A 12,732-nucleotide genomic window follows, 5' to 3' on the forward strand; every position below is an offset into this window, starting at 1 on the left:
TCGCCCGGGCGGCGGCGCGGGCGGCGGTCCCACTCATGCGGCGATCCTCTCGACGGCGCGCAGCCGGACCGACTGCGCGCGGGGGTTCTCGTCGATCTCGGCGGGTGACGCGAGCTCGGCTCCCCGGGTCAGGGACCGGAACTCGGCGGCATGACCGGCCGGGACGAAGGGCAGGTCCCGGGGCACCTGGGTGGTCGTGATGCGGGCGAAGGTCCGCTTCGTGATGCGGTCCTCCAGCGAGTGGTAGGCCAGCACGACGACCCGCCCGCCCGGCCTCAGCGCCGAGAGCGCCGCCGGCAGCGCCCGCTCGTACGCGCCCAGCTCGTCGTTGACCTCGATGCGCAGGGCCTGGAAGGTCCGCTTGGCGGGGTTGCCGCCGGTCCGGCGCGCTGCCGCAGGGATCGACCGGCGGACCAGGTCGACCAGTCGCGGGCTGGTGTCGAAGGGGTGCTCGTCCCGCTCGGCCACGACCGCGTCGGCGATCCGGCGGGCGAACTTCTCCTCGCCGTAGGTGCGCAGCACCCGGGCCAGGTCACCGGCCGCGTAGGTGTTGAGCACCTCGGCCGCCGTGATGCCGGTCGTCGGGTCCATCCGCATGTCCAGCGGCGCGTCCTGGGCGTACGCGAAGCCCCGCTCCCCCACGTCGAGCTGCATCGAGGAGACACCGAGGTCGAACAGGACACCGTCGACCCGCTCGACGCCGGCCTCGTCGAGCGCGTCCGCGATCCGGTCGTAGACGGCGTGGACCAGGGTCACCCGTCCGGCGACGTCGGCCAGCCGTTCGGCCGCCAGCCGCAGGGCGTCCGGGTCACGGTCGATGCCCACGACCCGCAGGTCGGGGAACCGCTGCAGCATCGCCGCGGTGTGCCCGCCGAGCCCCAGCGTCGTGTCGACGACGACGGCAGCCTCCCCGGCGGCCTCGACGGCGGGCGCGAGCAGGTCCAGCACCCGGTCCAGCGCCACCGGCACGTGGGAGGGGCGGGTGTGCCCGTCCCCCACGTGTCCGTTCATCGGGTGCCCAGTCGGACCAGCAGCACGAACAGCCCGGCGACGACGACCGACAGCGCGAGCGACAGCGCCATCTGTGCCACCGCGTCGGCCACCTCGTGGCGGATGCGGCGCGGTGCGCGGTTGTCGGTCATGCGGCGACCTCCTCGGTGCGTCGGCGGGTGGGGGTCCGTGGGGCCAGAGCCCCGTCCGGGTGTCTCTGACGCCGGGGAAGTGCGTCAGAACCACTCGGCCGGGGATCTCGCCACACGGGCTGGTGGGTGCTGGAAGGGTCAGGGAGCGGTCGCACGGTCAGAAGATCCCGGGCATCACCTCGTCGGACATGTCGGAGAAGGCCTCCTCCTGGCCGGCCGAGAACTCGGTCCAGCGCTCGAGGTCCCAGATCTCGATCCGGTCCATGGCCCCGACGACGGCGCACTCGCGGCCGAGCTGGGCCCACTCGCGCAGGACCGGCGGGATCGCGATGCGGCCCTGCTTGTCCGGGACCTCCGAGGAGGCGCCGGAGAACAGCATCCGGAAGAAGTTGCGTGCCTGCTTGTTGGTGAAGGGGGTGTCGCGCACCCGGTCGGTGAAGGAGCTGAACGACTCCGGGGTCCACCCGTAGATGCAGTTCTCCTGGCCGCGGGTCAGCACCACGCCGTGCTCCAGCCGCGGCCGGAACTTCGCCGGCAGGAAGAGCCGACCCTTCTCGTCCAGGCGCGGGGTGAAGGTGCCGAAGAAGTTGGCCACGTCGACGTTCATCGCGTGCCTCCCCTTCGTCTCCGACCACCGGTCGATCCACCTGTCGCTCCATTTCGCTCCACAGTACTCCACTTTGCTCCACCATGGTGCACGAAAGCGCCACTTCTTCGAGCGTGTCGGGGCGCGGCGACCGCGGGGGCGCATCGGAGGTCACCTGCGGGCGCACGAAAAAACCGCCCCCGAGGGGGCGGTTCGGCTCCGGGTGGAGCGAAGTGGAGGGCCGAGGGCCCGATTCAGGGCCGGCGGTTCACCGGATCAGCTGTTGTCGCCGTCCTGACGGCGCTGCCAACGCTCCTCCATGCGGTCGACGAAGGATCCCGACGGCTTGCCGGGCGAGCTGCCGGACGTGGCCGGACGCGGGTCCTCCGCGGTGAGCGCTCCGCGCTTCCACGCACCGACGACGACGTAGGCCGACCCGAGCATGAGGAGGAATCCGATGACGCCCAGCCAGGTGAGTGCCGCCACGGCACCGCCGAAGAGCAGGCCGATCCCACCGAGGAAGCCCAGGACGCCGAGCACCGCCACGCGACGGTTGCGCGCGGCAAAGACCGATCCGCGCAGGGTCGAGGCGAAGTCGGGATCCTCCTCGGCCAAGGACTGCTCCAGCTGCTGGAGCAGGCGGGCTTCTTCGTCAGAGAGCGGCACGGTTGCCTCCTGGTGGTGAACTCTGGCTCAAGTCTAGGCGGGCGATCGTCTGCAAGCCACCGGAGAACGCCGTGAAATCCTCCGAGGCCCCCAGCAGCCGCTCGAGGTCCATCAGGGCGGCGCGTTGTGCGGCGTCCCCGTCGACCACGGTACTGGGCACCAGGTCACTCACGACGCGTCGACCGACGTGCCGGACGACCGACAACCCGCACCCGCCCACCAGCGCCTCGACCTCGGCGGTCACGAATCGTCGGGGACCGTCGCGGCGCAGGTCCCAGTCGGCGGCCGACCGGTCGTGCAGGCGGCTCGCCGCGGCGAGGTCGCCGGCCATGGCCCGGGTGAGCACCGCGGCGTTGCGCCCCGGGACCAGGACGCTGAGCAGGCCGCCGGGACGCAGCATGGCCGGGACGGCCGACAGCACGGTGGCCGGCCGGTCGACGTGCTCGAGCACCCCGTGGCACAGCACCAGGTCCGCCTCACCGTCGGGGACGGCCGCACCGAGGTCCTCGAGGTCGCCCGCCACGGCGGTGACCAGGTCCTCGACACCGGCCTCGACCGAACGCCGGTGCAGCGAGGCGAGTGCGTCGGGACTGGAGTCGACGACCGTGAGGCGGTGCCCCAGCCGGGCCAGCCGGACGGCGTCGGCACCCGTGCCGCCGCCGAGATCGACCACCCGGAGGCTGCCGGACGGGCCGGCGGCGACGACGTCGAGCACGGCCTGCCAGACCACGTCGAGACGAACGGGACCCATGTGTTCACTGTGTCACACGGCTCACTAGGGTGCGCCCATGGCTCGAGTCGTGGTGGTGGGTGGTGGGTTCGCCGGACTCTCGGCCGCCGCGCGACTCGCCAAGCTGCACCACGACGTGACACTGCTCGACGCGGCGGACCGGCTCGGCGGCGGTCTGCACGGCATCGAGATCGACGGCGCACGGTGGCCGCTGCACCCCGAGCTGGTGACCCTTCCCGGCGTGTTCCGCGACCTGTTCCGCAAGTCCGGGCGGCCCATGGACCGCACGCTCGGGCTGGAGCCGGCGCCCGGTCGGCGCCATGTCTTCGCGGACGGCGAGGTCCTCGACCTCCCGATGGGGCGCCGGGCCGACCAGCACGACGCCGTCACCGCGGCGTTCGGGCAGGACGACTGGTCGACATGGGTCGACGGGCAGGACCAGGTGTGGGAGGTGCTGCGCCGCCACAGCCTCGACGTCGTCCTCACCGGACCCGACGCCTTCGACCGCGACGCCCGACGCGTCCTGCGACCTCGTCGCCCGGTGGGCAAGCTGGCGGCCCGGGACCTCGCCGACGCCCGGCTCGCCAAGGTGATCCTCGACCCGATCCGGCTCGACGGGCTCGACCGCCGCTCGACCCCCGGGTTCCTGGCCGTGAGCCACTACGTCGAGCGAACCTTCGGCCGCTGGCGGTTCGAGGGCGGATGGCCCGGGCTGGCCGCGGCCCTCGAGCAGCGTCTGGTCGAGCGCAAGGTCACGGTCGAGACCGGCCAGCACGTGCACCGGGTCGTCCTGGACGGGCCCGACGGCGGTGTCACGGCGGTCGAGACCGCCGACGGACGGTGGCCGGCCGACGTCGTGGTGTGGTGCAACCGCACGGTGCCCGATGGCCTCGACGCCCCTCGAGACATGCCGGTCGTCCCGGCCTCACGCACCTTCCTCGAACTCGCGGAGGACCCGCCCGAGCTCGCCGTCGAGACCCTCGTCCACGCGAACCCGCCCATCCGCGTGCACTCCAGCGGCGACCGCCGCTGGACGCTGGCGCACCGCAGCGGGGAGAACGTGCTCGTCGCCCTCGCCCGGTTCGGACTCGACCTGCGCGAGCTCGTCGTGGTCCGGCACGACCTGAAACCGATCGACCTCGTGCCGCTGGGCCACGAGGGATGGACCTGGACCGGGTGGAGCTCGATGTTCGACCGGCCCGGGGTGGGGCCGGCGCGCGGCGTCTACCACGCCGGCTCCCACGCCCACCCCGGTCCGCGCCTGGAGCAGATCGGCATGGCCACCGCGGCGGTCGCGGCGCACATCGGTGCCGCGCCCCGTTGAGCGGTCACACCGGCCGGTGGGTCAGACCAGTCCCTCGCCGCGGAGCGCCTCGAAGATCTCACGGGTGGCGCTCGACCGGTTGAGCGTCATGAAGTGCAGACCCGGGGCTCCCCCGGCGATCAGGTCACGGCACAGCTGCGTGGCCAGCGCGATGCCGCGGGCCCGCACGGCCGGCTTGTCGTCGGCGATCGGCTCGATCTGCGCAAGCACCTCGGCGGGCATCGCCGCGCCGGACAGCTCGGCCATCCGGGCCACCTGGGCGAAGTTGAGGATCGGCATGATGCCCGGGACGATCGGGATGTCCGAGCCCTGGGCGCGGACCCGGTCGACCAGCTCGAAGTAGTCCGAGGCGCGGAAGAACAGCTGGGTGATCGCGAACTCGGCGCCGGCGCCGGCCTTCAGCGCCAGGACACGGGCGTCCTCGTCCAGGTCGGGCGCGTCGGGGTGGCCCTCGGGGAACGCCGCGACCCCCACGCTGAACCCACCGATCTCGTGGGCGAGCTCGACCAGCTCGATCGCGTAGTCCATGCCGCCCGGGTGGGGCTCCCAGTCCGCACGCGGTCCGCCCGGCGGGTCGCCACGCAGCGCCAGCACGTGGGAGACGCCCGCGTCGGCGTACTGCTGCAGCACCTCGGCGATCTCCTCGCGGCTCTGGCGGACCAGGGTGAGGTGTCCGACCGGCCGCATCGACGTCTGCTCGGCGATGCGTGCCGTGATGCGGACCGTGCGCTCACGGCTGGAGCCGCCCGCCCCGTAGGTGACCGAGACGAAGGTCGGGTCGTAGGGCTCGAGCTCGGCGATGGTGGTCCAGAGCAGCTGCTCGCCGTCGTCGTCCTTCGGGGGGAAGAACTCGAAGGAGACGGTCGGACGCTGATCCCGTAGTTGCTCCAGCAGGGAGCGGTCGTCGTGCGGCACGTACCAACGGTATCGTCCGAGCCGTGACCTCCGACGCCACGGCCCCGACCGACCTCGCGGTCGTCGACGCGGCGCTGGTCTCGTTCGTGCAGCACCAGAGGACGCGTCTCGACCCGCTCGGCCCGCCGTTGGCCGACCTCGTCGACGCCGCCGCCGCCTACGTGTCCGGGGGCAAGCGGCTGCGGCCGGCGTTCTGCCTGGCCGGGTGGCGCGTCGCCACAGCCACCCCCGACGACACCCCGGTGCCCGAGGCCGTCGCGGTCGCCGCGGGGTCCCTGGAGTGGCTGCAGGGCAGCGCGCTGGTGCACGACGACCTCATGGACGGTTCCGACACCCGGCGCGGACGGCCGAGCGTGCACCGTGACTTCGAACAACGGCACCGACGCGAGGCGATGGTCGGCGATCCGGCCGGCTTCGGCGCCGCCACCGCGGTGCTGATGGGCGACCTGATGCTCTCGTGGTGCGACGAGATGCTCCGCAGCGCCGGCCACCGCCCGGGGCCGTTCACGGGTGCCGACGGGGCCGCTCGCCTGGCCCGCGCCTTCGAGGTGCTCGACGTGTGCAAGACCGAGGTCGTCGCCGGGCAGTTCCTGGACGTCGTCAACCAGACGCGCCCGGAGTCCTCGGCCGCCGAGGCGATGCTCGTGGTCCGGTACAAGGCGGCCAAGTACACCGTGGAGCGGCCCCTCCACCTCGGCGCGACCCTCGGCGGCGGCGACCAGGCGTTGATGGCCGGGCTCTCGGCCGTCGCGCTCCCCCTCGGCGAGGCGTTCCAGCTGCGCGACGACGTGCTGGGAGTGTTCGGCGACCCGGCCGTGACCGGCAAACCCAGCGGTGACGACCTGCGGGAGGGCAAACGGACCCTCCTGGTGGCACGGACCGCGGAGCTCGGCGGCGAGCCGGCCCGGGCGGTCCTGCGGGACGCTCTGGGCACCGACGACGGCGTCCCCCGGATCCGCGACCTGATCGCCTCCAGCGGAGCCCTGGCGTCGGTGGAGCACGAGATCGACCGCCTCGTCGTCGCCGCCCGGACGGCGCTCCTCGAGCTCCCCACAGGCGGCCGTTCGACCCTCGAACCGCTCCTCGCGCGGGCGACGGACCGGACCCGCTGACCCGCCGCGGCCACCATGACCGCGCTGCGGTGGGACGGGTCACTAGAATCAGACGGACGACGACACCCGTGCGCGGGCCGAGCGACAGGGTCAGGAGGCCGACGTGACAGTGATGGGCGACGAAGCCCTCGTGGGTCGCGTCCTCGACGGTCGGTACCTGATCACCGAACGCATCGCCCGCGGCGGCATGGCCAGTGTGTTCCTCGCCGAGGACCAGAGACTCGACCGGCAGGTCGCGGTCAAGGTAATGCACCGGGGTCTCGGCGACGCGGCCGTCTTCACCGAGCGGTTCCGCAGCGAGGCGAAGGCGGCGGCCAAGCTGAACCACCGCAACGTCGTGGCGGTCTTCGACCAGGGCAGCGACGGCGACATCACGTACCTCGTGATGGAGTTCGTCCCCGGCCGTACGCTGCGCGACGTCATGCGCACCGAGGCGCCGATGCCGTCGCTGCGTGCGCTCGACCTGGTCGAGCAGGTGCTGATCGCCCTCTCCGCCGCGCACGAGGCGCACCTGGTGCACCGAGACGTCAAGCCCGAGAACGTGCTGATCACTCCCGACGGAGAGGTCAAGGTCGCCGACTTCGGGCTCGCGCGGGCCGTCAGCACCGCCACCACCGCCACCGGCAACGCCCTCATCGGCACCGTGTCGTACTTGGCGCCGGAGATCGTGGTCAACGCCGGCACCGACGCCCGCTCCGACGTCTACGCCGTCGGCGCGATGACCTACGAGATGCTCACCGGGGTCAAGCCGCACCAGGGTGACAGCCCGATCCAGGTCGCCTACAAGCACGTGCACGAGGACATCGGACCGCCGTCGGACCTCCGACCCGGCCTGCCCGACTACGTCGACGCCCTCGTGGCCCGGGCCACGGCCCGCGATCGCGACCAGCGCTCGGCGGACGCCCGCGTGCTGCTGCAGCAGCTGCGCCGGGTACAGCTGGCCCTGCGGCAGGGTGTCGACGACGACGCCGAGCTGGCCGCCGACCTGCGACCCTCCGGGCCCGGGGTGCCGCTGACCGCCGGCGCCGACGAGATCACCGCCGCCGTCGGCGGAGCCGGCGAGGACGAGCAGACCGTGACCGTGACCGGCGGGTCGCCGTCCACCGAACACACCGCGGTGCTCGGCGGAGCCGCCGTGGCGGCCGCGGCTCCCCCCGCGACTCCCGCGACCGCAGTCGACACCCCTCCCCGCACCCCCGCCGACCGGCAACGCCGACGGGGCCGCCGGTTGCTCGTGGCCGTCGTCGTGCTGACCCTGCTGGCGGGCGGACTCGGCTACTACTACGGCGTGGGGCGGTTCGTCGACACGCCTGCCCTGGTCAACCTGACCGAGCAGCAGGCGATCGCCGAGGCCGAGCAGGCCGGGTTCACGCTCGAGGTGACCGACCGCGAGTTCTCCGAGACCGTTCCCCTCGGCAGCGTCATCTCCACCGACCCGGCAGCCGGCGAACGGATCCTGCCGGAGTCGACGATCTCAGCCGTGGTGTCGTCGGGACCCGAGCGGTACGCGGTGCCCGACCTGACCGGTCGCACCCTCGACGAGGCCAGGGCGCTGCTGGCGGAGGCGAACCTCGAGCTCGGTGCCGTCACCGAGACCTTCGACCAGGAGGTGCCCGAGGGTCAGATCATCAGCCTGCAGGGTGTGGCCGTGGGTGACCTGGTGAAGAAGGAGACCACCGTCGACGTGCTGGTCAGCCAGGGGCGCGAGCCGCTCGAGGTGACCGACTTCACCGGCAGCACCGAGGCCGAGGCGACGCAGGGCCTGCAGGACATCGGCTTCGAGGTCGGTGTCGAGCGCCAGTTCAGCGACGACGTCGCGGAGGGCGTCGTCATCAGTCAGAGTCCGGCGAGCGGGACGGTGCTGCGGGGCGACACGGTCACGATCGTGGTCTCGCAGGGCCCCGAGCTGTTCGAGGTGCCGAACGTGGTCGGTCAGCGTCGCAACGACGCGGAGGCGGCGCTCGAGGCGGCGGGGTTCGAGGTCGACGTGATCGGTCGGGGCAACTTCACGGTCCTCGGCCAGTTCCCCGGGGCGGGCAGCATGCAGGAGCGCGGCGCGACCGTGAGCATCACGGGCCTGTAGCAGATCTGGGACGAGCGCCCAGATCCGCTAGCCTCCTGCCATGGAGCACCCCACCCCGCGCATCACCCCTGGCACCCGACGCGATCTCGGTCTGGTGAACCACGTCATCAGCATCGTGGCCGGCCGCGCCATCGGCGGTCACCGACCGAACGTCTTCACCACCCTCGGCCGCCAGCGCCGGTTGTTCCGGGCCTGGTTGTTCTACAGCGCGCACCTGATGCCCGGGGGCCGCCTCGCCCGCACCGAGACCGAGCTGGTGATCCTGCGGGTCGCCGCGACCCGTGGGTGCGAGTACGAGAGCAACCACCACCGCCGGATCGGCCGTCGGGTGGGCCTGACCGCCGAGCAGATCGCCCACGCCGACGACCCGACCTGGTCGGGGTGGGACGACCGGCAGCGCAGCCTGCTCGTCGCCGCCGGCCACCTCGTCACGGACCGCGGACTCGACGACGCGACGTGGGCCGACCTGCGGCGCCACCTCGACGAGGCCGAGGCGATCGAGTTCCTCATGCTGTGCGGCCAGTACGACTCCCTCGCCACGACCCTCCTGACCCTGCGGGTCCAGCCCGAACCCTCGCCCCGGTGACGTTTCCCAGGTGATCCTGGGAAACTGACACCGAGCACAGGAAACTGTCACCTGACCCCGGTTGCAACAGGGGTCACGTGACAGTTTCCCAGGATCACCTGGGAATCAGCGGGTGAGGGCGGCGAGGTAGCGGCGCGTCATGTGGCGTTGCAGGGCTCGTCCGAGCGGTCCGATGATGCGGGTCCGCCAGGTGCCGGGGCGGGAGAAGGCGGTGATGACGGCGCTGACATGTCCGGTGGCGGGATCCCGCTCGAGCAGGAACCGTTCCTCGCCGCACTCCGGATGCCCGGGCAGGGTGCCGTAGGCGAAGCCGCGCCGGTCCGGCTCGTCGACGACCGCCACCACCCGGCACGGGATCGTCTGGCCCAGGAACCGGAACGTGACCTCGGCGCCGTGGGCCACCCGCTCGGCCCCGCGCACCCGGCGGACCCCCGCCCGCTCGTGCATCTGCCAGGTCAGCAGCACCTCGGCGACCGCATCGAGATCGACGGCACCGAGGTCACGGTGCGCGCGGACATGGTGGTACCCCGCGGGCAGGGGCGACCTCGCGGTGGCTCCGACCTCCGCGTAGGTGAGGCCGGTCAGCGCTCGGCCAGCATCTCGGCGACGAGGAAGGCCAGCTCCAGCGACTGGGCCCGGTTGAGCCTGGGGTCGCACAGCGTCTCGTAGCGGGTGGCGAGGTCGAGGGAGGAGAGCCGGTTGCCGCCGCCCAGGCACTCGGTGACGTCGTCGCCGGTGAGCTCGACGTGCAGGCCACCGGGCCAGGTGCCCAGCGACCGGTGCACCTCGAAGAAGCCGCGGACCTCGTCGATGACGTCGTCGAACTCGCGGGTCTTGTAGCCGTTGTCGGTCTCGAAGGTGTTGCCGTGCATCGGGTCGCACACCCAGGCGACCTCCAGGCCGGCGGCCGTGACCTTCTCGACCAGATGGGGCAGCAGATCGCGGATCTTGCCCGCACCGAAGCGGGTCACGAAGGTGACCTTGCCCGGCACACGGTCGGGGTTGAGCTTCTCGTACAGCGCGATCGCGTCGTCGGGCGTGGAGGTCGGACCGAGCTTCACGCCGACCGGGTTGGCGATCCGGCTGAGCAGCTCGACATGGGCGCCGTCGACCTGGCGGGTGCGCTCCCCGATCCAGAGGAAGTGCGCCGACACGTCGTACGGCAGCGACGTGCGCGAGTCGACCCGCGTCATGGCGTGCTCGTACTCCAGCAGCAGGGCCTCGTGCGAGCTGAAGAAGTCGACGGTGTGGAACTCCTCGGGATCGACCCCGATGGCGTCCATGAAGGCCAGCGCCTTGTCGATCTCGTGACCGATCTTCTCGTAGCGCTCGCGCACCGGGCTGTTGCGCACGAAGTCGGTGTTCCACACGTGCATCTGCCGCAGGTCGGCGTAGCCGCCGGTGGTGAAGGCGCGGGCGAGGTTGAGGGTCGCCGCCGAGGCGTTGTAGACGTCGACCAGACGCTGCGGGTCGTGGGCCCGGGACTGCGGGGTGAAGTCGAAGCCGTTGACGGCATCACCGCGGTAGGCCGGAAGGGTCACGTCGCCCCGGGTCTCGGTGTCGCTGGAGCGCGGCTTGGCGTACTGGCCGGCCAGTCGGCCGACCTTCACCACCGGCACGCTGGCCGCGTACGTCAGGACGACGGCCATCGACAGCAGCACCCGCAGCTTGTTGCGGACGTTCTCGGCCGTCACGCCCTCGAAGGTCTCGGCGCAGTCACCGCCCTGCAGCAGGAACGCCTCGCCACGGCTGACCTGGGCCAGTCGGTCGCGCAGCGCGTCGCACTCGCCGGCGAACACCAGCGGAGGCATCCTGCGGAGGGTCTCGACCGCGGCGTCGCGGGAGACCGGATCGGCGTACGACGGCTGCTGGACGGCACCGATCGCGTGGAGGTCGGCCAGGCTGGGGATGCTCACCCGAGCAACGATACCGGTCCGGTTCATCGGCCCGACGTCACCAACCCAGCGTGCCCGGCGCCCCCTTGAACGGACCTCGCACCCGCGAGGTGATCCAGCCGCCGTAGAAGTCCCCCTCCTGCGCCTGCACGACCTCGCCGTCGACGGTGCACCGATCCATCCGGCCGGGGTACAACGCCAGGTGACCCGTGAGCGCGGCGAAGGCCGGGGTGGGCGACGGATAGGTCCAGGCACCGGCCGGGACCGTCCGGCCCCCGGCGACGACGTCGAAGTAGTCGGCGCTGCCCTTCCACTCGCACCAGGTGGTGCCGCCGACCGGATGCAGGACGCCCGGGGCCACGTCGGCCAGCGGCAGGTAGTACGTCGGCGGGTGGCTGGTCTCGAGCACCCGCAACGCGCGGCTGGTGCGGACGATCTCGCTGCCTCCCAGCTCCACGACCACCAGCTCGTCGCTCGGCTCGACGGCCGGCGGGCGCGGATACTGCCAGACGTCCTCCGCCGGCCGGTCGGTCACGGCTGGCCCCACACCGCGAGCTCGTTGCCGGCCGGGTCGGTGAACGAGAAGCGCCGTCCGCCCGGGAAGACGAACGGCTCCTGCACGATCGTGCCGCCCGCCGTCCGCACGGCCTCGACGGTCGCGTCGAGGTCGTCGGAGTAGAGCACGACGAGCGGACCGCCCCGGCCGGGGACGCCGGCACGGTCGAGACCGCCGACCTCGCCGTCGCCCGACGGCGAGCTGATCGCGACGTAGTCGGGGCCGTACTCGACGAACGTCCAGCCGAACACGTCGGCGTAGAAGGTCCGGCCGGCCTCGAGGTCCGGCGCGGCGATCTCGATGTAGTCGAAGGTGTGGTGCGTGGGGCTCATGGTCGCGACGCTACCGGCCGGCGCCGACACGGACCCGTCGGCGGGCGGACCTCAGTCGGGCTTGATCTCGTCCCACACCTCGTCGGACTCCGTCCGTGCGGCGACCTTCGCCGCCTCACGCTCGGCCTCCCGGTCCCGCTTCTTGGCGTCCTGCGCGTACAGGTCGACGTACTCCTGGTCGGACAGTCGCATGATCTCGTACATGATCTCGTCGGTGATCGCCCGCAGGATGTAGCGGTCGTCCTCCATGCCTTCGTAGCGGCTGAAGTCCAACGGCGTGCCGAACCGCACGCCCGGTCGCGCCATGCGGCCGAAGATCTTGCCGGGCGGGGCCACGACGTCGGTGTTGATGACCGCCATGGGGATGACCGGGACGCCGGCCTCCAGCGCCAACCGGGCGACACCGGTCCGGCCCCGGTACAGCTTGCCGTCGTGGGAGCGGGTGCCCTCGGGGTAGATGCCACAGATGCTGCCCTCGGAGAGCAGTCGCAGCTGGGTGCGGATCGCTCCCGCGGCGGCCGATCCGCTGGTGCGGTCGATCGGCACCTGCCCGGCACCGGAGAAGAAGGTCTTCTGGAACCATCCCTTGATCCCGGGCCCCTCGAAGTACTCGGCCTTCGCCACGAAGGTGACCCGGCGGGGCAGGGCCAGCGGCGTGAACAGCCAGTCGCTGTACGACAGGTGGTTGCTCGCGAGGATCACGGCCCCCTCGCGGGGGACGTTCTCCGTCCCTTCGGCCCACGGCCGGAAGATGAGCCGCAGCAGGGGCCCCAGGGCCAGGAACTTGAGGAACCAGTAGAACACG

15 protein-coding genes are annotated in these 12,732 nt (G+C 72.1%); 4 read left to right on the forward strand and 11 right to left on the reverse strand.

Annotated elements, in window-relative coordinates; all coding sequences use genetic code 11:
- Positions 1 to 33: 33 nt before the first annotated feature.
- The 5 genes from rsmH to HMPREF0063_RS07620 form a co-directional block, all read right to left on the reverse strand.
- Positions 34 to 1,011 (reverse strand): 16S rRNA (cytosine(1402)-N(4))-methyltransferase RsmH, encoded by a 978-nt coding sequence (gene rsmH / locus HMPREF0063_RS07605; RefSeq protein ID WP_007078081.1) that lies wholly within the window; start codon positions 1,009 to 1,011, stop codon positions 34 to 36.
- Entirely contained in the window at positions 1,008 to 1,142 is a 135-nt protein-coding gene (locus tag HMPREF0063_RS17205) for a hypothetical protein (protein WP_007078082.1), read from the reverse strand. Before HMPREF0063_RS17205 ends, rsmH begins: the two co-directional genes overlap by 4 nt.
- Positions 1,143 to 1,299: 157 nt before the next feature.
- On the reverse strand, positions 1,300 to 1,749 hold the full coding sequence (gene mraZ, locus HMPREF0063_RS07610; protein ID WP_040320179.1) for a division/cell wall cluster transcriptional repressor MraZ: 450 nt from the start codon (positions 1,747 to 1,749) through the stop codon (positions 1,300 to 1,302).
- Positions 1,750 to 2,004: 255 nt separating this feature from the next.
- Entirely contained in the window at positions 2,005 to 2,394 is a 390-nt protein-coding gene (locus HMPREF0063_RS07615; protein WP_007078084.1) for a DUF3040 domain-containing protein, read from the reverse strand.
- Positions 2,381 to 3,145 carry a class I SAM-dependent methyltransferase gene (locus HMPREF0063_RS07620; protein WP_007078085.1) on the reverse strand — a complete coding sequence of 255 codons (765 nt, stop codon included), beginning with the start codon at positions 3,143 to 3,145 and terminating at the stop codon, positions 2,381 to 2,383. The genes HMPREF0063_RS07615 and HMPREF0063_RS07620 overlap by 14 nt, the downstream gene beginning before the upstream one ends.
- A 37-nt stretch (positions 3,146 to 3,182) precedes the next feature.
- Between HMPREF0063_RS07620 and HMPREF0063_RS07625 the strand changes: the two genes are divergently transcribed.
- Positions 3,183 to 4,448, forward strand: a complete 1,266-nt coding sequence (locus HMPREF0063_RS07625; protein ID WP_007078086.1) for a phytoene desaturase family protein — start codon at positions 3,183 to 3,185, stop codon at positions 4,446 to 4,448.
- 21 nt (positions 4,449 to 4,469) lie between these two features.
- Here the strand turns inward: HMPREF0063_RS07625 and metF are convergent, their stop codons facing one another.
- Positions 4,470 to 5,363: a methylenetetrahydrofolate reductase [NAD(P)H] gene (metF, locus tag HMPREF0063_RS07630; protein WP_007078087.1), complete on the reverse strand. Its 894-nt coding sequence runs from the start codon at positions 5,361 to 5,363 to the stop codon at positions 4,470 to 4,472.
- 23 nt (positions 5,364 to 5,386) lie between these two features.
- Between metF and HMPREF0063_RS07635 the strand changes: the two genes are divergently transcribed.
- From HMPREF0063_RS07635 to HMPREF0063_RS07645, 3 genes are all read left to right on the forward strand, one after another.
- Positions 5,387 to 6,475, forward strand: coding sequence for a polyprenyl synthetase family protein (locus tag HMPREF0063_RS07635; RefSeq protein WP_007078088.1), 1,089 nt, complete (start codon positions 5,387 to 5,389; stop codon positions 6,473 to 6,475).
- A gap of 112 nt (positions 6,476 to 6,587) precedes the next feature.
- Positions 6,588 to 8,558 carry a Stk1 family PASTA domain-containing Ser/Thr kinase gene (pknB, locus tag HMPREF0063_RS07640; RefSeq protein ID WP_007078089.1) on the forward strand — a complete coding sequence of 657 codons (1,971 nt, stop codon included), beginning with the start codon at positions 6,588 to 6,590 and terminating at the stop codon, positions 8,556 to 8,558.
- A 40-nt stretch (positions 8,559 to 8,598) separates the two neighbouring features.
- Positions 8,599 to 9,144: a carboxymuconolactone decarboxylase family protein gene (locus tag HMPREF0063_RS07645; protein WP_007078090.1), complete on the forward strand. Its 546-nt coding sequence runs from the start codon at positions 8,599 to 8,601 to the stop codon at positions 9,142 to 9,144.
- A 105-nt stretch (positions 9,145 to 9,249) separates the two neighbouring features.
- Here the strand turns inward: HMPREF0063_RS07645 and HMPREF0063_RS07650 are convergent, their stop codons facing one another.
- Genes HMPREF0063_RS07650 through HMPREF0063_RS07670 form a run of 5 tightly spaced genes read right to left on the reverse strand, consistent with a single transcriptional unit; the run spans position 9,250 to position 12,731 of the window.
- Positions 9,250 to 9,801: a DUF1990 domain-containing protein gene (locus tag HMPREF0063_RS07650; RefSeq protein ID WP_007078091.1), complete on the reverse strand. Its 552-nt coding sequence runs from the start codon at positions 9,799 to 9,801 to the stop codon at positions 9,250 to 9,252.
- Positions 9,726 to 11,087 carry a class II 3-deoxy-7-phosphoheptulonate synthase gene (locus tag HMPREF0063_RS07655; RefSeq protein WP_007078092.1) on the reverse strand — a complete coding sequence of 454 codons (1,362 nt, stop codon included), beginning with the start codon at positions 11,085 to 11,087 and terminating at the stop codon, positions 9,726 to 9,728. Before HMPREF0063_RS07655 ends, HMPREF0063_RS07650 begins: the two co-directional genes overlap by 76 nt.
- Positions 11,088 to 11,097: 10 nt before the next feature.
- Positions 11,098 to 11,574: a DUF427 domain-containing protein gene (locus HMPREF0063_RS07660; RefSeq protein ID WP_211208764.1), complete on the reverse strand. Its 477-nt coding sequence runs from the start codon at positions 11,572 to 11,574 to the stop codon at positions 11,098 to 11,100.
- Entirely contained in the window at positions 11,571 to 11,927 is a 357-nt protein-coding gene (locus HMPREF0063_RS07665) for a VOC family protein (RefSeq protein ID WP_040320180.1), read from the reverse strand. Before HMPREF0063_RS07665 ends, HMPREF0063_RS07660 begins: the two co-directional genes overlap by 4 nt.
- Before the next feature lie 51 nt (positions 11,928 to 11,978).
- Positions 11,979 to 12,731 (reverse strand): lysophospholipid acyltransferase family protein, encoded by a 753-nt coding sequence (locus tag HMPREF0063_RS07670; RefSeq protein WP_007078095.1) that lies wholly within the window; start codon positions 12,729 to 12,731, stop codon positions 11,979 to 11,981.
- Position 12,732: the final 1 nt, after the last annotated feature.

Source organism: Aeromicrobium marinum DSM 15272, assembly GCF_000160775.2.
Classification (GTDB): domain Bacteria; phylum Actinomycetota; class Actinomycetes; order Propionibacteriales; family Nocardioidaceae; genus Aeromicrobium; species Aeromicrobium marinum.